This window comes from Streptomyces sp. NBC_01381 (genome assembly GCF_026340305.1).
In the GTDB taxonomy this organism is placed as follows: Bacteria; Actinomycetota; Actinomycetes; order Streptomycetales; family Streptomycetaceae; genus Streptomyces.
The window spans coordinates 2748407-2766221 of the sequence record NZ_JAPEPI010000002.1 but is presented as its reverse complement, the minus strand read 5'-3'; the positions used below and the strand labels follow the sequence as shown (position 1 = coordinate 2766221).

Annotated in this window: 16 protein-coding genes and 1 pseudogene; 8 read left to right on the top strand and 9 right to left on the bottom strand. The window is 70.9% G+C overall.

What is annotated here, in order from left to right:
* Positions 1-39: 39 nt before the first annotated feature.
* The 4 genes from OG453_RS33895 to OG453_RS33880 all read right to left on the bottom strand — a co-directional run bounded on the left by OG453_RS33895 (position 40) and on the right by OG453_RS33880 (position 4656).
* Positions 40-1260 carry an acetyl-CoA C-acetyltransferase gene (locus tag OG453_RS33895; RefSeq protein ID WP_266872382.1) on the bottom strand — a complete coding sequence of 407 codons (1221 nt, stop codon included), beginning with the start codon at positions 1258-1260 and terminating at the stop codon, positions 40-42.
* A 63-nt stretch (positions 1261-1323) separates the two neighbouring features.
* On the bottom strand, positions 1324-2466 hold the full coding sequence (locus OG453_RS33890) for an acyl-CoA dehydrogenase family protein (RefSeq protein WP_266872381.1): 1143 nt from the start codon (positions 2464-2466) through the stop codon (positions 1324-1326).
* Positions 2467-2476: 10 nt separating this feature from the next.
* The gene (locus OG453_RS33885; protein ID WP_266872380.1) at positions 2477-3502 is read right to left on the bottom strand and encodes an LLM class F420-dependent oxidoreductase; all 1026 of its coding nucleotides are present in this window, start codon (positions 3500-3502) and stop codon (positions 2477-2479) included.
* Positions 3502-4656, bottom strand: coding sequence for a CaiB/BaiF CoA-transferase family protein (locus tag OG453_RS33880; protein ID WP_266872379.1), 1155 nt, complete (start codon positions 4654-4656; stop codon positions 3502-3504). Before OG453_RS33880 ends, OG453_RS33885 begins: the two co-directional genes overlap by 1 nt.
* Before the next feature lie 204 nt (positions 4657-4860).
* On the opposite strand from OG453_RS33880, the pseudogene OG453_RS33875 reads away from it, so the two are divergent.
* Positions 4861-5124: pseudogene (locus OG453_RS33875) on the top strand (DUF523 domain-containing protein); the annotation flags it as partial.
* A gap of 13 nt (positions 5125-5137) precedes the next feature.
* Here the strand turns inward: OG453_RS33875 and OG453_RS33870 are convergent.
* A complete protein-coding gene (locus tag OG453_RS33870) occupies positions 5138-5539 on the bottom strand; it encodes an MmcQ/YjbR family DNA-binding protein (protein WP_266872378.1) in 402 nt (133 codons plus the stop codon).
* A gap of 82 nt (positions 5540-5621) precedes the next feature.
* Between OG453_RS33870 and OG453_RS33865 the strand changes: the two genes are divergently transcribed.
* Positions 5622-6839: a trans-acting enoyl reductase family protein gene (locus OG453_RS33865; protein ID WP_266872377.1), complete on the top strand. Its 1218-nt coding sequence runs from the start codon at positions 5622-5624 to the stop codon at positions 6837-6839.
* A 12-nt stretch (positions 6840-6851) separates the two neighbouring features.
* On the opposite strand, the gene OG453_RS33860 is transcribed toward OG453_RS33865, so the two are convergent.
* Together OG453_RS33860 and OG453_RS33855 are read right to left on the bottom strand one after the other, a co-directional pair.
* A complete protein-coding gene (locus OG453_RS33860; protein WP_266872376.1) occupies positions 6852-7556 on the bottom strand; it encodes an endonuclease V in 705 nt (234 codons plus the stop codon).
* Positions 7557-7651: 95 nt separating this feature from the next.
* Entirely contained in the window at positions 7652-8263 is a 612-nt protein-coding gene (locus tag OG453_RS33855) for a hypothetical protein (RefSeq protein ID WP_266872375.1), read from the bottom strand.
* Between the two features lie 216 nt (positions 8264-8479).
* On the opposite strand from OG453_RS33855, the gene OG453_RS33850 reads away from it, so the two are divergent.
* A complete protein-coding gene (locus OG453_RS33850; RefSeq protein ID WP_266872374.1) occupies positions 8480-8776 on the top strand; it encodes a YciI family protein in 297 nt (98 codons plus the stop codon).
* Here OG453_RS33850 and OG453_RS33845 read toward each other — a convergent pair.
* Positions 8773-9912, bottom strand: a complete 1140-nt coding sequence (locus OG453_RS33845; protein ID WP_266872373.1) for an oxidoreductase — start codon at positions 9910-9912, stop codon at positions 8773-8775. The two genes, OG453_RS33850 and OG453_RS33845, sit on opposite strands and share 4 nt — an antisense overlap.
* A 284-nt stretch (positions 9913-10196) precedes the next feature.
* Between OG453_RS33845 and OG453_RS33840 the strand changes: the two genes are divergently transcribed.
* Complete coding sequence (locus OG453_RS33840; protein ID WP_266872372.1) at positions 10197-10613, top strand: SsgA family sporulation/cell division regulator; 417 nt, start codon at positions 10197-10199, stop codon at positions 10611-10613.
* Between the two features lie 25 nt (positions 10614-10638).
* Here the strand turns inward: OG453_RS33840 and OG453_RS33835 are convergent, their stop codons facing one another.
* Positions 10639-11475, bottom strand: coding sequence for an isocitrate lyase/phosphoenolpyruvate mutase family protein (locus OG453_RS33835; protein ID WP_266872371.1), 837 nt, complete (start codon positions 11473-11475; stop codon positions 10639-10641).
* A gap of 367 nt (positions 11476-11842) precedes the next feature.
* Between OG453_RS33835 and OG453_RS33830 the strand changes: the two genes are divergently transcribed.
* The 4 genes from OG453_RS33830 (at position 11843) to OG453_RS33815 (ending at position 17777) form a co-directional block, all read left to right on the top strand.
* Positions 11843-13474 carry an ABC-F family ATP-binding cassette domain-containing protein gene (locus OG453_RS33830; protein WP_266872370.1) on the top strand — a complete coding sequence of 544 codons (1632 nt, stop codon included), beginning with the start codon at positions 11843-11845 and terminating at the stop codon, positions 13472-13474.
* A gap of 10 nt (positions 13475-13484) precedes the next feature.
* Positions 13485-15776: an excinuclease ABC subunit UvrA gene (locus OG453_RS33825; RefSeq protein WP_266872369.1), complete on the top strand. Its 2292-nt coding sequence runs from the start codon at positions 13485-13487 to the stop codon at positions 15774-15776.
* Between the two features lie 69 nt (positions 15777-15845).
* A complete protein-coding gene (gene ddaH, locus OG453_RS33820) occupies positions 15846-16622 on the top strand; it encodes a dimethylargininase (protein WP_266872368.1) in 777 nt (258 codons plus the stop codon).
* Between the two features lie 183 nt (positions 16623-16805).
* Entirely contained in the window at positions 16806-17777 is a 972-nt protein-coding gene (locus OG453_RS33815) for an acyl-ACP desaturase (RefSeq protein WP_266872367.1), read from the top strand.
* Positions 17778-17815: the final 38 nt, after the last annotated feature.

Sequence of the window (17815 nt, the reverse complement as noted above, 5' to 3'; positions counted from 1 at the left end):
GCACCCGCAGTCGGCGACGGACGACAGCCCCACCGGCGCTTAGCCGGAGACCCGTTCCACGATCGTGGCGATACCCATGCCCCCGCCGACGCACAGCGTGGCAAGCCCGTACCGCAGGTCCCGCCGCTCCAACTCGTCCACCAGCGTGCCCAAGATCATCGCCCCGGTAGCGCCCAAGGGATGCCCCAACGCAATCGCGCCGCCGTTGACGTTCACCTTGTCCAGCGACAGGCCCATGTCCTTGACGAAGCGCAGCACCACCGCCGCGAAGGCCTCGTTGATCTCGACGAGGTCGATGTCGTCGATGGTCAGACCGGCCTTGGCGAGCGCCTTGCGGGCGGCAGGGGCGGGGCCGGTGAGCATGATGGTCGGCTCGGAGCCGGAGACGGCCGCGGAGACGATCCGGGCGCGCGGCGTGAGGCCGTTGCGCTCGCCGACCTCCTTCGAGCCGATGGCCACCAGCGCGGCGCCGTCCACGATGCCGGAGGAGTTGCCCGCGTGGTGGACGTGGTCGATCTGCTCGATCCAGTGGTACTTCTGCAGGGCGACGGCGTCGAAACCGCCCAGGTCGCCGATGTCCTTGAAGGACGGCTTCAGCTTGGCGAGCGAGTCGGCGGTGGTGCCGGGCCGCATGTACTCGTCGTGGTCGAGGACGACCAGGCCGCTGCGGTCCTTCACCGGCACGACGGACCGCTCGAAGCGGTTGTCCTTCCAGGCGGCCGCGGCGCGCTCCTGGGACAGTGCCGCGTACTCGTCGACGTCACGCCGGGTGTAGCCCTCGACGGTGGCGATCAGGTCGGCGCCGATGCCCTGCGGCACGAAGCCCGTCTCGTAGTTGGTCATCGGGTCGGCGAACCAGGCGCCGCCGTCCGAGGCCATCGGAACGCGCGACATCGACTCGACGCCGCCCGCGAGGACGAGGTCCTCCCAGCCCGAACGCACCTTCATCGCAGCCATGTTGACCGCTTCCAGACCCGAGGCGCAGAAGCGGTTCTCCTGGACGCCCGCGACGGAGTCGGGGAGCCCGGCGGCGATGGCCGCGATGCGCGCGATGTCGGAGCCCTGGTCGCCGACGGGGCCCACCACACCGAGGACGATGTCGTCGATGGCGGCCGGGTCCAGGTCGGGGAACCGCGCCCGGATCTCGTGGATCAGGCCGACGACGAGATCGATCGGCTTGGTGCCGTGCAGGGCGCCATTGGCCTTGCCGCGTCCGCGCGGGGTGCGGATCGCGTCGTATACGTACGCTTCGGTGGTCAAGACGGAGGCCTTTCGCATGGAACGTGAGGGTGAGGGTGAGGGGAGGCTGAAGGCCGGACGGGCTCAGGCGAGCAGGGAGCGGCCGATGATCTCCTTCATGATCTCGGTCGTGCCTCCGTAGATCGTCTGGATGCGTCCGTCGGTGAAGGCCCTGGCGACGCGGTACTCGGTCATGTAGCCGTATCCGCCGTGCAGTTGGAGGCAGCGGTCGGCGACGCGTTTCTGCAGTTCGGTGGCCCACCACTTGGCCATCGAGGCGTGCACCGCGTCGAGTTCCCCGTTCGAGTGATCGACGATGCAGCGGTCGAGGAACGTACGGGTGACCGCGCACTCGGTCGCCATCTCGGCGATCTCGAAGCGGATGTGCTGGAGCTTGGAGAGCGGGCGCCCGAAGGCCTCGCGCTCCTTGACGTACGTCGTGGTGATCTCCAGGAGGTACTCGGCGGCGGCGATCCCGGCGACGGCGATGCCCATGCGCTCCTGCGCAAGGTTCGTCATCAGGTGGATGAAGGCGCCGTCCAGCTCGCCGAGGAGGTTCTCCTTGGGGACGCGTACGTCGTTGAAGAACAACTCGGCGGTGTCCTGGGACTTCTGGCCGATCTTGTCGAGGTTGCGGCCGCGCTCGAAGCCGTCCATGCCGCGCTCGACGACAAGGAGGGACAGGCCCTTGGCGCCGCCCTCCGGTGTCGTCTTGGCGACGACGATCACGAGGTCGGCGATGATGCCGTTCGAGATGAAGGTCTTGGAGCCGTTGAGCAGCCAGTGGTCGCCCTCGTCGGTGGCGGTGGTGCGGATGCCCTGGAGGTCGGAGCCCGCGCCCGGCTCGGTCATCGCGATGGCCGTGACGATCTCGCCGGAGCAGAAGCCGGGCAGCCAGCGCCGCTTCTGCTCGTCGGTGGCCAGCGAGGTCAGGTACGGGCCGATGATGTCGTTGTGCAGGCCGATCGCGAGGCCGGGCGCGCCCGCGCGCGTGAACTCCTCGGCGATGACGGCGCTGTAGCGGAAGTCGGCGTTCCCGCCGCCGCCGTACTCCTCGGGGACGGCGAGCCCGAGGAGCCCCTGCTTGCCCGCCGCCCGCCAGGCGTCACGGCTGACGATGCCGTCCTTCTCCCACTCCTCGTAGTGGGGCAGCACTTCCTTGGCCAGGAAGGTGCGGACGGTCTCGCGGAACGCTTCGTGTTCGGCGGAGAAGATCTGACGCTTCACCTATGGCCTCCTAGAGCCAGCCCTTGACGGTCTCGATCAACTTGGCCGGCTCGGGGCCGACGGGAATGACGTTGAGCATCGTGACGCCCGCCTCGCGGAAGGCCTCGACGCGCTCGCGTACGTAACCGGCGGGCCCGCACAGCGACATGAGCTCGCAGAACTCGTCGGGGACCGCCGCCTCGGCTTCCTTCTTGCGGCCCGACAGATACAGCTCCTGGATGCGTGCGGCCTCCCGCTCGTAGCCGTACGCGACGGCGACGTCGTTGTAGAAGTTCTTCCCCGGGGCGCCCATGCCGCCTACGTAGAGGGCGATTTTGGGGCGCGCCAGATCGCGTGCGGCGGCCGCGTCCGCACCGATGGCGAGCAGCCCGCCGGCGACCGTCTGCAAGGGGCCGAGCGCCGGATCGCGCTTCTCCTTGCCCTCGGCGAGCGGGGCGCCCCACACCTGGTGGGCCTTTTCCGGGATGAACAGGGTGGGCAGCCAGCCGTCGGCGATCTCGGCGGTCATCCGGACGTTCGCCGGGCCGAGGGACGCGATGTACAGCGGCACTTCGGAGCGCACCGGCTTGGTGAGGATCTTCAGCGGTTTGCCCAGCCTGCCGCCCTTCTCCGGGGGCAGCGGCATGTCCGTGACGCCGTGGTGGTCGATCACCTCGCGGCGCAGGATGCGGCGGGTCAGCTCGATCGCCTCGCGGGTGCGGGCGAGCGGCTTGTCGTAGGGCCTGCCGTGCCAGCCCTCGACGACCTGCGGGCCCGATGCGCCGAGCCCGATGATCGCCCGGCCGCCGGAGATCGCGTCGAGTCCCGCGGCCGTCTGGGCGATGAGGGCGGGGGTGCGCGAGTAGACGTTGAGGATCGCGGCGCCGATCCGCATGCGCTCGGTGCGTGCGGCCAGGTAGCCCATGATGGTGGGCGAGTCGAAGCCGTACGCCTCGGCGACCCAGACGGCGTCCAGACCCGCGGACTCCAGGGCCGCCACGTCGTCGGCGGCCTGCCGCGCGTCGCCCTCGTAGGCGAGCGGTGTGGAGAGCTGCATCAGTCGGCTTCCTTCGTCGGTGCGTCGGTCGGGGCGAGCGCCGGTACGTCCCAGTCGCGGGCCACGTCCGCGGTGTCGGCGCCGGGCTGTGCGGGGCCGCGGCGGATGTCCGTCGGGGTCGCGGAGAAACGGGGCGCGGGCGCCGGCTGGGTGATTCCGCCGTGGTCGACGAAGGTGCCGCGGGCGGCGAGGTGATGGTGGGCAGGGGCTTCGCGCAACGAGAGCACCGGCGCCACGCACGCGTCCGATCCCTCGAAGACGGCCGTCCACTCCTCGCGCGTACGCTCCTTGAAGCGGGCCGCGACGGCCTCCCGCAGATCGCCCCAGCGCGCGATGTCCTTGCGCGGCGGCGCCTGGTCCGTCAGCCCGAGCAGCGCGACGAACTCGTCGTAGAACTGCTGCTCCAGAGCGCCGACGGCCATGTACCCGCCGTCCGCGGTCTCGTAGTTGCCGTAGAACGGGCAGCCGCCGTCCAGGAGGTTGGCGCCCCGCCGGTCCTGCCAGCCGCCGGCCGCGAGCATGCCGTGGATCATCGAGGTGAGATGCGCGGTGCCGTCGACGATCGCGGCGTCGACGACCTGCCCGGTGCCGTGCACGCGCGCGTGGTTGAGCGCGGCGAGGATGCCGACGACCAGGTAGAGCGAGCCGCCCGCGTAGTCGCCGACGAGGTTCGCCGGGACGGTGGGCGGCTCGTCGGGGGCGCCGATCATGCCGAGGGTGCCGGTGATCGCGATGTACGCGATGTCGTGCCCGGCGCGCTGGGCGAGCGGGCCCTCCTGCCCCCAGCCGGTCATCCGTCCGTAGACGAGCTTCGGGTTGCGGGCGTGGCAGTCGGCGGGCCCGACGCCCAGGCGCTCGGCGACACCGGGGCGGTAGCCCTCGATGAGGACGTCGGCGCGCTCGACCAGGTCGAGGACGCGGTCCGCGCCGTCAGCCGCCTTGAGGTCGACGATCACGGACCGTTTGTTGCGGTTGGTGATGTCGTACTCGGGATTGATCGCGAGAACGCCGCCGCCCGGCCGGTCGACGCGTACGACATCGGCGCCGAGGTCGGCCAGGAGCATGGCCGCGAACGGGCCCGGCCCGATGCCCGCGAGCTCCACCACGCGCACTCCGGCGAGTGGACCGTGAACGCCCTTGTCCGGCACTGCCATTGAGCCCCCAGCTCTGTGACACAACTGATGTAACACCAGTGATGCTAAGAACGTGTTCCACTCCGCACAAGACCCTAGCAAGCAAGCGCTTAGACAATTCCACGGCCGGCCCACGGACAGGCCGTGCCGCGCCTAACCTGGGGCCCATGGATTCCGTACTGGTCAGCGCGTGTCTACGCGGGGTGCGCCCGCCGCCTCCGGGCAGAAGGACACGGCCTCGCGTCCCGCGTCGTCGAGGACACGGGACGTGATGTGACGGCGGAGGTCGTGGCGGGCGCGAACCGCGCGCTCGCCGCGGCGCGGGCCCACGGCTGCACCGAGGCGCTGCTGATGCCGCGCAGCCCGTCGTGCGGGCGCGGCCTGGTCCACGACGGGTCGTTCGGCGGGGAGCTGGTGGCGGGCGACGGGGTGACGGCCGCGCTGTTCGAGCGGAACGGGATCGCCGTGCGGGCGGCTCCCGGGGTGTGACACGCGACGGCGCTTACCGGGCGCGGCCGTCCAGTTCCGCCACCAGCTTCTTCGTGGCGATCACGCGGTAGCTCTCCTCCACCCAGTCGCAGAGCAGCGCGGCCGATGGTGCGCCCTTCTCCTCCAGCGGGATGGTCACCCAGCCCGCCTTGCCCAGGCCGTACCCGGCGGGCTCGGCGCCCGGTGCGGTCAGGGCGTGCGCGTGCTGCTCCTCCTCCTTGAGCTTGACGGTGATGCCGAGGGGATAGCTGCCGTCGTCCATACCGAGGAAGACGAACACCTTCTTGTTGACCTTGGCGACGGTCTCGCCCCACGGGAAGTCCTCGGTGGCGCCCGGCATGCCCAGGGCGAAGTCCCGCACCCGCGTCCACTTGGTCAGGGCGCCCTTCGAAGGCCCGCTCTTCGCGACGGCCATGGTTACCTCCTGGTACGTCGTCCCGGAACTCACGCTAGCCTCAGCCACCGACAACGGCGCGGGGTGACGGCGGAGAGGTGCCATGAGCAGTCAGAACGGCAAAGAACGTACGAAGGACCGCATGAAGGACCGCACGTACGACATCGTGCTCTTCGGAGCGACCGGCTTCGTGGGCGAGCTCACCGCGGAGTATCTCGCCGCGCATGCGCCCGAGGGACTGCGCTGGGCGATCGCGGGGCGCGACAAGGGGAAGCTGGAGCGGCTGCGGGAGCGCCTGACCGGCACGCACCCGGCCTGCGCCGAGCTCCCGCTCCTCCAGGCCGACGTGGCCGACACCGCGTCCCTGCGGGAACTCGCCGCCCACGCGCGCGTGGTGGCCACGACCGTCGGCCCGTACATCACGTACGGCCAGGAACTCGTCGCCGCGTGCGCGGAGGCGGGCACGGACTATCTGGACCTCACCGGGGAGCCGGAGTTCGTCGACCTCATGTACGTGCGCCACGACGCCCGCGCGCGGGAGACCGGCGCCCGCCTCGTGCACGCCTGCGGCTTCGACTCGGTCCCGCACGACCTGGGCGCCTACTTCACGGTGCGGCAGCTGCCCGAGGGGGTGCCGCTGCGCGTCGACGGGTTCGTACACACCAATGCCACGTTCTCCGGGGGCACGTTCGCCTCCGCGCTCAACCAGTTCGCGCGGGGTCCGCAGATGATGGCCGCCGCGCGGGACCGCCGGCGTCACGAGCCGCGCCTGGTGGGCCGCAAGGCGTACGCCCCGACGAGCGCTCCCCGGTACGCGGGCGAGGTGGGCGCGTGGGCCCTGCCGCTGCCGACGATCGACGCGCAGGTGGTGCAGCGCTCGGCGCGGGCACTTGAGCGGTACGGCCCCGACTTCCGCTACCGCCACTACGCGGCCGTGAAGACACTGCCGTTCGCGGTGGGCGGCGTGGCGGCCGTCGGCGCTGTGGCGGTGGCCGCGCAACTGCCGCCCGCGCGGCGGTGGTTGTCGGACCGGCTCAAGCCGGGTGAGGGGCCCAGCGCCGAGCGGCGGGCCAAGAGTTGGTTCTCCGTGCGGTTCGTCGGCGAGGGCGGCGGGAAGCGGGTGTTCACCGAGGTCTCCGGCGGCGACCCCGGGTACGACGAGACGGCGAAGATCCTGGGTGAGGCGGCGCTGTGCCTGGCACTCGACGACGACCTGCCCGCGGTGGCCGGGCAGGTGACCACCGCGGTCGCCATGGGTGAGGCGCTGACGTCGCGCCTCACGGCGGCGGGCCTCACGTTCCGGGTGGCCGCTGCCCTGTAGCGCGCCGCCCGCTCAGCCCGCTGTGGCCTCCCGCAGCGCCTTGCGGCACAGCGCGTCCGCCCGCCTGGTCGACTCCGGCAGCCGGTAGCGCGGCGTGAGGCGCAGGGTGTGCGCGCAGGCGTTGTCCAGGCTCACCCGGTGGCCGACGGAGACGAAGACCGGCTTGACGCCCTCGCGGGTGCGCAGGGCGCGGCCGATCTCGTCCCTGCCGTCGAGCAGGGGCGCCGCGCTGCCCCGGGGCTCGTCCGGAGCGTCGTACGAGAACGTGAAGGGGTTCTTGGCGACGCCGATCGTGGGCAGGCCGGTGAGCACACCGAGGTGGCTCGCGAGGCCGAAGCGGCGGGGGTGCGCGATGCCGTAGCCGTCGCAGACGAGCAGGCCGGGGGCGGTCTTGAGGTCGGCGAGGGCCGCGAGGACGGTGGGGATCTCGCGGAAGGCGAGGAGTCCCGGCACGTAGGGGAAGGCCACGCGGCCCACCGCGGTCGCCTCCTCGACCACGTCGAGCGAATCCCCGTCCAGGACGACGAGCGCGGCGGCCACGACGTCCCGCTCGTCGTCGTAGGCGACGTCGACTCCCGTGATGTGCCCGGTGCCGGGCGGCGGGCCCGCTTCGTCGAGGACGACCCGGGGGCGCAGTGCGTCCTGGACGGCGCGGGCGGATGCCTCGTCGGTGGGCCAGTCGGCGGGGGTGGGCGGGGGCGTGGCGTAGGTAGTCATGGTGCGGCCAGCGTAGTTTCCCGCGGCTGCACCGGCCTCGACGCCCGGACGGCCGGCACGCGCCCGCGGGCGCGTGCCGGCCGTCCGGTGTCAGCTCACTTCGTAGCGGCGAACTTCCAGATGAACGGCTCGCCGTCCTCCTCCGACCACTGGACCTCGAGGTCCTTGGCGTCCTTGGGAATCAGGTAGGTCTCGCACAGGACGTGGCTCTCACCCTGCTTCCAGCCCTTGAGGGAGTAGGTGTCCTCGCAGCCCGGAGCGTCCTCCGAGGCGCCGATGACGAGCGTTCCGCGCCGGCCGTCCGCGAAGATCCTGGTTCCGTCGTTGGCGTCCGGGGTCTCCTTGAGGGCCGCGCCCGACTTGTGCGTGAACTTCACGTGGGCGATGGCGGGGACCAGGCCCTTGGCCTTCTTGGGATCGACCCCCATCTTCTTGGTGTCGGCCTCCGTGCCCACGTCGACCTTCTGCGCGGTGATCTCGTACGTGACGGGGGCGTCGCCCTCCTCCACCTTGCCGGTGGCGCTCTCGCCGGTGCCGAGCTCGCCGCCCGACTCCGGCTTCGCCTTGGCCTTGTCGGCCGCGGCCGGCTTGTCCTTCGACTTGCCCGACGATCCCTTCTCGTCGTCGCCACCCCCGCAGGCGGTCAGCGCGAGGGCCAGAACGGCCACGGGCGCGGCAAGGCGAAGGGCGGTCTTCTTGTACAGCAAAGTGAACTCCCGGCAGAAATGGGCCCGCCGCTCACCCTGTGGTCAACCCACGCGAGCGGCCGGAGGAGCGGTCAGCATATGAGTCGACCACACATCACGTCGAGGCGGTTCCACTGCGTTCGACAGGGATTCGTTAGCACTTGCGACGCTTTCGGGAGGAAGCGAACGGCCCAGCGAGGACTACGTATTGCGTCTCGCAGCGGTAGCCTCGCGATCATGTTCGTTCTCGAGTTGACCTACACCGCGCCCGTATCCGCCGTCGACCAGGAGATGGAGGCCCATGTCACCTGGCTCGACCAGCTGTTCGCCCAGGGCGTCTTCATCGCCTCCGGGCGCAAGAACCCGCGCGACGGCGGCGTGATCCTCGCCGTCGCCGACGACCGCGCGACGATCGAGGAGATCGCGGCGAGCGACCCCTTCGTCACCGCGGAGGTCTGCGAGTACCGGATCACGGAGTTCATCGCGACGAAGACGGCCCCGGAACTCGCCCCGTACCGCCAGCAGTTGCCCTAGTTCCGCCCCGCGTCGGGCTGCCGGCCCCGCTCCCAGCGGGCGATGCGGCCCTTCTCGCCGGACGCCCAACAGGACCGGTCCCTGGCGCAGTCCACCGTGTCGTACGACCCCGTGTCCACGGTGCGCCAGCTGCGCCCGCCGTCCGCGGAGACGTCGGTGCCGGTCGGGCCGACGGCCAGGGCCGTGGTGCGGCTCCCCGGCAGCCAGGTGACGCCCGAGCGGTAGGCGGGCGGGGGCTGCGCGGACGGGGTCCAGGTGCGGCCGCCGTCGCCCGTGGTGGCCGCCGCCTTCGGAGAGGGCTGGTCGGCGCGGTAGTCGCCGCCGACCGCGATGCCGTGCGTACGGTCGCGGAAGGCGAGGCCGAAGACACCGCGGGCCGGGTCGCCCGCGGGGATCGGCGCGTCGGTGGCCTGCCAGGTGCGGCCGCGGTCGGCGGAGTGCAGGACACGCCCGCGCGGCGCGCCGCCGGTGGCCAGCCACACGTCGCGGGGGCCCGAACTCACCAGGCACTGGCCGCTCGCCGCGAAGCCCGCCTCGCCCGCCTGGGCCGCGGGCATCCCGTCACTGGGCAGCACCTTCCAGGAGCGGCCGCCGTCGCCGGTGGACAGGATGCGGTACTTGCCGTCGACCGGATCGCTCATCGCGAGGCCGTGGCGACGGTCGAAGAAGGTCATGCAGTCGTAGAAGGCCTTGGGGTCGGTGTTGCGGAACGACTCGGTCCAGGTCGCGCCGCCGTCCGCGGTGCGGAAGACCCGTGACGCCTCGCCCTCGCCGATGGCGAGGACCACCGCGCGGCGGCCGTCGAACGCCTCGATGTCGCGGAACTCCAGCTCGGCGGCGCCGGGCGGGGAGACGTCGCGCCAGCTCGCGCCGCCGTCCGTGGTGCGCAGGACCGTGCCCTTGGAACCGGCCGCCCAGGCCGTGTCGCGGCTGACGGCGGCGAGGCCACGGAAGCGGGCATCGGTTCCGCTGTCCTTCACGTCCCAGCCGCCGCGCTGCCCGGTCGATGCCTGTGCGTGGGCCGGTGCCTGTGCGTGGGCCGGCGCCTGCACGTCAGCCGTCGGAGCCGCCTGCGCCGACCCGGGCGCCGCGAGCACCGTCGCCGCGAACGCCGCCCCGCACAGTCCCACCGACATCACGCGGCCCCATGACCGTGCCCGCCCCGCCCGCACCGTCCGCCTCGAATTCCCCATACCCCTCATGGCGCGCGAAGCTAGTCCACTCCCCCGGCCCCGTCCAGATGGCCTCCCTGTCCCGCCGGGGCCCCCGGAACACCCGGATCCTTCCGGGAATCCCGTGAAAAGAGTGAATAGAGGGCGGTGACCGAGGTCACTCGGTGTTCGCGTGCACGGATTCCTTCATTCCGACGTCTATCTCAGTGCCGACCCCAGTCGTCCAGCTGTGAGTGAGGGAGCAGGCGTTGTCCAACCGCATCGAGCAAGCCGTAGAGGCCCGCCTGGTAGCCGCCGCACCGCGGATGCCGACCATCCCCGCGAAGCTCCACTACGACCCGCGCGACCCGTTCGCCGTCCACATGAGCTTCCCCGCCCCGGCGACCCTCGAGGGCGTCGAGGTCTACTGGACCTTCGCCCGTGAACTGCTCGCCCAGGGCACGGAGAACGCGGTGGGGGACGGCGACGTCCGGGTGCGCCCCTACGGATTCGACCGCACCGTCCTGGAGTTCCACGCCCCCGAGGGCACCGCGATCGTCCACATCCGCTCCGGCGATCTGCGCCGCTTCCTGCACCGCACCATGGCCCTGGTCCCCGCGGGCGACGAGCATCTGCACGTCGACCTGGACCAGGACCTCGCCGAACTGATGCGGGACGCCTGCTGACGCCACCGCCCCGGCCGCCCCGCCCTCAGGAGCCGAGCAGCGCGTTCAGCTCCCCGTAGTCGAGCCCGCCCGCGAGCGACTCGTACGTACCCTCGGCGAGCAGCTCCCGCGCGGCCCTGCGTACGACGGCGTGCGCGGCCTGCGCGATGCCGGCGCCCACGCTGATCCGCGCGACCCCGAGCCCGGCGAATTCGGCGACCGACGGCGCACCCGGGCCCGCCATCACATTGAGCGGCCCCGCCACGCCCTCGACGAGCACCTTGACCGTCGCCGGATCGACCGCCCCCGGCACGAAGATCCCGTCCGCTCCCGCGGCGAGGAAGGCGGCCGCCCGCTCCAGGGTCAGGCCGACGCGGTCGACATCCGCCCCCACACCGCGCAGATACGTGTCGATGCGGGCGTTCACGAAGAGCGGCACACCCGCGGAGTCGGCCGCCGCACGGGCCGCGGCGATGCGCTCCGCCTGCTCCGCGACCGGACGCAGCGGTGCGTCACCGTCGTACAGAGCGTCCTCGATGTTCACGCCCACGGCGCCCGCCGCGAGCACCGCGCGCACGGTGTCGGCGACGCCTGCCAGGTCCTGCGCGTAGCCACTCTCGATGTCGGCCGTCACCGGCACCCCGACCGCCGCCGCGATCCGGGCGACCGCGCCGAGCGCGCGGTCCCTGCCGAGGTGGTCGCCGTCCGCGGCCCCGAGGTCCCAGGCGACCCCGGCACTGGTCGTGGCGACGGCCGTGGCACCCGCGGCCTCGATGATGCGGGCACTCGCCGCGTCCCACGCGTTCGGCAGCACGAGCGGCCGTCCGGCGGTGTGCAGGGAGCGGAACTTCAGAGCGCGGTCACGGAGGTTCGTCGTCGTCATGCGGACCACTCAACCAGCGTTCCGTGGTCCGGGGCTGGCGAGAATCCGACATGTACGTCGCCGTGGTTGGTTGTGGTTCGTTGTAATCCGTTGACAGCCGGGCGATCTCCTCGTACGTTGTAGAACGGTTCTGTTGTCGCCGATAGGAGAAGGACGTTGCTCGTCTGAGGTCTGGAGTCACCGCGTCACACGGCTCGGCTGTGTGCGTAGCGTGCGACCTCGGCGTTCGAGCCGTCCCCGGCGCAGGGCCTTTTTTCATGCCCCCGCGCTGACGCCTCCGTCTCCGCCTCTGTCTGTCGCACCCCGCGGTGTCCCGAAACGCGTTGCCCCTTGACCGCGCTTCATCTCACGCAACCGCGAGGCCTGTATGTCTACTCACCCCACCTCCATCACCTGCACGTCGCTCGACTTCACCTGGCCGGACGGCACCGGAGTCTTCGACGGGCTCCAGGTGGCCTTCGGCCCCGGCAGGACCGGTCTCATCGGCGTCAACGGGTCAGGAAAATCAACCCTGTTGAAGCTGATCGCCGGTGAGCTGACGCCGGGCGACGGCGCCATCCGGGTCGCGGGCGACATCGGCTATCTGCCGCAGAACGTCACCCTCGACACCGGACTGCGCGTCGACGACGTACTCGGCATCGCCGGAACGCGTGCCGCGCTGCACGCCATCGAGGCGGGCGACGTCGCCGATGAGCACTTCACCGCGGTCGGTGACGACTGGGACGTCGAGGAGCGCGCGATCGCGACCCTCGACCAGCTGGGCCTTGGCCACATCGGCCTTGACCGCACCACGGGTGAGGTGTCGGGCGGCGAGTCGGTGCTGCTGCGTCTCGCCGCGCTGCTGCTGCGCCGCCCCGACGTGCTGCTTCTGGACGAACCCACCAACAACCTTGATCTGTACGCCCGTCGACGCCTTTACGAGGCCGTCGAGGCCTGGTCCGGAGTGCTCGTCGTGGTCAGCCACGACCGTGAACTCCTCGATCTGGTCGACCAGATCGCCGACCTCAGGGACGGCGAAGTGAAGTGGTACGGCGGCAATTTCACCGCATACGAGGAGGCCCTTGCCACCGAACAGGAAGCGGCGGAGCGCATGGTGCGCGTCGCCGAGTCGGACCTGAAGAAGCAGAAGCGTGAACTGGCCGATGCCCAGGTCAAGTTGGCGCGGCGCAAGCGGTACGGCCAGAAGATGTGGGACCAGAAGCGCGAGCCGAAGATCGTCATGGGCGAGCGCAAGCGTGCGGCCCAGGTGTCCGCGGGCAAGCACCGCATCATGCACGAGGAGAAACTCTCCGAGGCCAAGGAGCGTCTTGACGATGCCGTGGAGGCGGTGCGTGACGACGACGAGATCCGTGTCGACCTGCCGTTCACCGCGGTCCCGCCGGGCCGCACCGTACTCGGTCTCAGCAATCTGACACTGCGTTACGGAGCGCGCGTGGCGGGCGAGTTCGAGCTGCGCGGGCCCGAGCGGGTCGCGCTGGTCGGCCGCAACGGCGCGGGCAAGACGACCCTGCTGCGGACGATCGCGGGGGAGCTGGCCGCCGAGGAGGGTGAGGCACTGGCGCACGTCCCGATGCGCTTCCTGCCGCAGCGGCTCGATGTGCTCGACGATGAGCTGACCGTCGCCGAGAACGTGGCACGGTTCGCGCCCGACGCCACCAACAACCGGATCCGGGCGCGCCTCGCCCGCTTCCTGTTCAAGGGGGCGCGGGCCGACCAGCGGGCGGCGACCCTGTCGGGCGGCGAGCGGTTCCGTGCGGCGCTCGCGGCGCTGCTGCTCGCGGAGCCCGCGCCGCAGCTCCTGATGCTCGACGAGCCGACGAACAACCTCGACATGGCGAGCGTGAAGCAGCTGGCCACGGCCCTGGAGTCGTACGAGGGGGCGCTGATCGTGGCCAGTCACGACGTGCCGTTCCTGGAATCGATCGGCATCACGCGCTGGCTGCTGCTCGACGGCGAAATGAAAGAAATCACGACAGAAGCTGTCGGGTATCCCGGCTAGCTTCGCGTGTATGCACCAATACATCACCATCAGGGGAGCCCGTGAGAACAACCTCAAGGAGGTGAGCCTGCGCATCCCGAAGGGCCGGCTCACGGTCTTCACCGGAGTCTCGGGGTCGGGGAAGTCGTCGGTCGTCTTCGACACGATCGCGGTCGAGTCGCAGCGCCAGGTGAACGAGACCTTCACGTGGTTCATCCGCAACCGGCTGCCGAAGTACGAGCGGCCGCACGCGGAGGCCATCGAGGATCTCTCGCCCGCGATCGTCGTGGACCAGAAGCCGATCGGCGGCCACTCCCGCTCGACGGTGGGCACCATGACGGACATCTACTCGGTGATGCGCGTGCTGTTCTCGCGGCACGGCACACCGAGCGCCGGTCCTGCCACGGCGTACTCGTTCAACGACCCCTCGGGCATGTGCCCCGAGTGCCACGGCCTCGGCAGGGCCGTGCGGCCCGACTACGACCGCATCCTGGACCCCGCCAAGTCCCTCGCGGACGGCGCGATTCTCTTCCCGCCGTTCGCCGTGGGGACCTGGCAGAGCCAGACGTACACCAACACCCCCGACCTGGACACGCACAAGCCGGTGGGTCAATTCACCGCTGCCGAGCGGCAGTTCCTGATGCGCGGCGACGGGAACGGCGGCAAGGTCAACGTCAACAACACCGGCGGCGCACGGGACATCGACTACGAAGGTCTCGCCGACCGCTTCGAGCGGCTCTACCTCAACCGCGACCTCTCCGCGCTCTCCCAGAAGACCCGTGACCTGGTGCAGCGTTTCCTCGTCGAGGGCGAGTGCGACGCCTGCCACGGGGCGCGGCTCAACGCGGCGGCGCTCGCGACGCGGATCGACGGCAGGAACATCGCCGACTGCTCGCGCATGGAGGTCACCGACCTCATCGCCGCCTTGGAGCGGATCGACGACCCGGTGGCGGGCCCCATCGCGGGAGCGGCCGTGGCGGCGCTCGAACGGATCGAGGCGATCGGCCTCGGCTATCTCAGCCTCGGCCGCGAGACGTCCACACTCTCCGGCGGCGAGGGGCAGCGCCTGAAGATGGTGCGGCACCTCGGCTCCAGCCTCACCGGCATGACGTACATCTTCGACGAACCCAGTGTCGGCCTGCACCCGCGCGACGTGGGCCGTCTCAACGATCTGCTGCTGCGGCTTCGCGACAAGGGGAACACCGTCCTGGTCGTCGAGCACGACCCCGACGTGATCGCCGTCGCCGACCACGTCGTCGACATGGGTCCTGACGCGGGCGCCGGCGGCGGCCTGGTCGTCTTCGAGGGGACACCGGACGAGCTGCGGCACGCGGACACGCTCACCGGCCGGTTCCTGCGGCGCTCCACGGGCGTCAAGGAGAGCCCGCGCCAGGCGGTCGGCGGACGCTGGGTCAAGGGCGCCGACCTGCACAACCTCAAGGACGTCAGCGTGCGCGTGCCGACCGGGGTGCTCACGGCGGTGACCGGGGTCGCGGGCTCCGGCAAGAGCACGCTCGTGTCGCGGGCGTTCGTCGACGAGCATCCGGACGCCGTGGTCGTCGACCAGTCGGGCATCGGCATCTCGGGCCGGTCGACCCCGGCGACGTATCTCGGCATCATGGACTCGCTGCGCAAGCTGTTCGCCCGCAAGACCGGCCAGGAGGCGGGGCTCTTCAGCTTCAACTCCGCCGGGGCGTGCGAGAGTTGCCAGGGGCGCGGGATCATCTACAGCGACCTGGCGTTCATGGATCCGGTGACCACGACCTGCGAGGCGTGCGAGGGGCGGCGCTTCAAGGAAGAGGTGCTGCGGCTCACCGTGGACGGCTGCTCCATCGTCGACGTCCTGGAGATGACGGCCGAGCGCGCGCTCGACTTCCTCGCCGCCGTCGATGACAAGGCGGTACGCCGCCGGCTGCGCGCCCTGCGGGACGTGGGGCTCACCTACCTGACGCTCGGGCAGCCCCTGAGCACGCTCTCGGGCGGCGAGCGACAGCGCATCAAGCTGGCGACACAGCTGCACCGCACCGGCACGACGTACGTCCTTGACGAGCCGACGACCGGCCTTCACATGGCGGACGTGGGCGGGCTGCTCGCCCTCCTCGACCGGCTTGTCGACACGGGGAACACGGTGCTGGTCGTCGAGCACAACCTGGAGGTCGTCAAGCACGCGGACTGGGTGATCGACCTGGGCCCTGACGGCGGCAAGCACGGCGGCCGCGTCGTCTTCGAGGGGACACCGCGGCAGCTGATCGGCGCGGAAGGGTCGTTCACCGCCGCCCATCTGCGGCGAGACCTGGGCCTGGAGCCCTCGCGCGCTGCATGATGTGCGGCAACACCCCGGCCCGGCACCCCGCCGGGCCGGGCGCCCCCGCCGCCTTACGGAGAACGCCCCGTGCCCAGCAAGAAAGCGCTGATCCGCCGCCCCAGCCCGCGCCTCGCCGAAGGCCTGGTCACGCACATCGAACGGACGCCGGTCGACGCGGACCTCGCCCTCGAGCAGTGGGAGGCGTACGCCGAAGCGCTGCGGGCGCACGGCTGGGAGACGCTCGAAGTGGAGCCCGCCGACGACTGCCCGGACGCGGTCTTCGTCGAGGACGCGGCGGTGGTCTTCCGCAATGTGGCGCTGATCGCCAGGCCGGGCGCCGAGTCGCGGCGCGGCGAGACGGCCGGGGTCGAGGAGGCGGTGGCCCGGCTCGGCGCCTCGGTGAACTGGGTGTGGGAGCCCGGGACGCTCGACGGCGGCGACATTCTCAAGATCGGCGACACGATCTACGTCGGACGGGGCGGGCGCACGAACGCCGCGGGCGTACGGCAGCTGCGGGCGGCCTTCGAGCCGCTCGGCGCGCGCGTCGTCGCCGTACCCGTCAGCAAGGTCCTGCACCTGAAGTCCGCCGTGACGGCGCTGCCCGACGGCACGGTCGTCGGCCACCCGCCGCTGGTGGACACCCCCTCGCTCTTCCCGCGCTTCCTGCCCGTGCCGGAGGAGTCGGGGGCGCACGTGGTGCTGCTCGGCGGTTCGAAGCTGCTGATGGCGGCGAGCGCGCCGAAGACCGCGGAGCTGTTCACGGATCTCGGGTTCGAACCCGTCGTGGTGGACATCAGCGAGTTCGAGAAGCTCGAAGGCTGTGTGACATGCCTCTCAGTGCGACTCCGTGAGCTGTACGCCTGACCAGTACTGGGGCGGATGGGGCGAGCGGGGCCGGTGGGCCCCGCTTCCTCGGGCACTTTACGGAGGGTTTAACCTACGGCAACGTAACCTACGACACCGTAGGTAGGTAGCACCCGCTCGTGCGACCTGGTAACCCCCTGTAGCCCGATATCCGAAAAATCTCCCGTCCCCCCTGGAGCCCCCGTGACGATCACCTCTCCCCACCTCGGCAGCACGGACGACTGGACCGACGCCCGGTTGCTGTTCGCCCTGGAAGAAGTGGTCGAGAAGGAGCTCAACCGCCACCTGAAGGTGGCCAAGGACTGGATGCCGCACGAGTACGTCCCGTTCTCGGACGCCCGGAACTTCCCCGGCTACTTCGAGGACGGCGAGGCCTGGGAGCCCGAGCAGTCCAAGGTCACCGACATCGGCAAGGTCGCCCTGGTCGTCAACCTCCTGACCGAGGACAACCTCCCCAGCTACCACCACGAGATCGCCTCGCTCTTCGGCCGCGACGGCGCCTGGGGCACCTGGGTGCACCGCTGGACCGCCGAGGAGGGCCGCCACGGCATCGTGATGCGCGACTACCTGCTGGCCTCGCGCGCCGTGGACCCGGACAAGCTCGAGCAGTTCCGCATGGCGCACATGGCCGAGGGCTTCGAGTCCGACAACCGCCACTCGATGCTGCACTCGGTCGCGTACGTCGCCTTCCAGGAGCTCGCGACCCGCGTCTCGCACCGCAACACCGGCCACCAGTCGGGCGACCCGGTCTGCGACCGGATGCTGGCGCGCATCGCCACCGACGAGAACCTGCACATGGTCTTCTACCGCAACCTCCTGGGCGCGGCCTTCGAGCTCGCCCCCGACCTGACCATGCAGTCCGTGCGCGACGTCGTGGTCAACTTCCGGATGCCCGGTCACGGCATGCCCGGCTTCGAGCGGGCCGCCGCGCAGATGGCGATCGGCGAGATCTACAACATGCGCATCCACCACGACGACGTGATCCAGCCCGTCCTTCGCTACCTGAAGGTCCTGGACATCGACGGGCTCGGCCCCGAGGGTCTCAAGGCGCAGGAGGAGCTCGGTCTGTACATGAACGGGCTCGACACCGAGGCCGCGAAGTTCGACGAGAAGCTGGCTGCGCGTAAGGCGCGGATGGCTGCGCGGGGGAAGTAGGCGACCCGCACCGGCGCCCGGCAGCTCTGCTGCCGGGC

Bases quoted from the DNA above. Each gene is read 5' to 3' on its own strand.
- OG453_RS33885 (WP_266872380.1), bottom strand. From the start codon at position 3,502: ATGCAGCTCTCCACACCGCTCGCCTACGAGGGCGACGCGCGGCAGGCC.
- OG453_RS33880 (WP_266872379.1), bottom strand. From the start codon at position 4,656: ATGGCAGTGCCGGACAAGGGCGTTCACGGTCCACTCGCCGGAGTGCGC.
- OG453_RS33870 (WP_266872378.1), bottom strand. From the start codon at position 5,539: ATGGCCGTCGCGAAGAGCGGGCCTTCGAAGGGCGCCCTGACCAAGTGG.
- OG453_RS33865 (WP_266872377.1), top strand. From the start codon at position 5,622: ATGAGCAGTCAGAACGGCAAAGAACGTACGAAGGACCGCATGAAGGAC.
- OG453_RS33860 (WP_266872376.1), bottom strand. From the start codon at position 7,556: ATGACTACCTACGCCACGCCCCCGCCCACCCCCGCCGACTGGCCCACC.
- OG453_RS33850 (WP_266872374.1), top strand. From the start codon at position 8,480: ATGTTCGTTCTCGAGTTGACCTACACCGCGCCCGTATCCGCCGTCGAC.
- OG453_RS33845 (WP_266872373.1), bottom strand. From the start codon at position 9,912: ATGTCGGTGGGACTGTGCGGGGCGGCGTTCGCGGCGACGGTGCTCGCG.
- OG453_RS33835 (WP_266872371.1), bottom strand. From the start codon at position 11,475: ATGACGACGACGAACCTCCGTGACCGCGCTCTGAAGTTCCGCTCCCTG.
- OG453_RS33830 (WP_266872370.1), top strand. From the start codon at position 11,843: ATGTCTACTCACCCCACCTCCATCACCTGCACGTCGCTCGACTTCACC.
- OG453_RS33825 (WP_266872369.1), top strand. From the start codon at position 13,485: ATGCACCAATACATCACCATCAGGGGAGCCCGTGAGAACAACCTCAAG.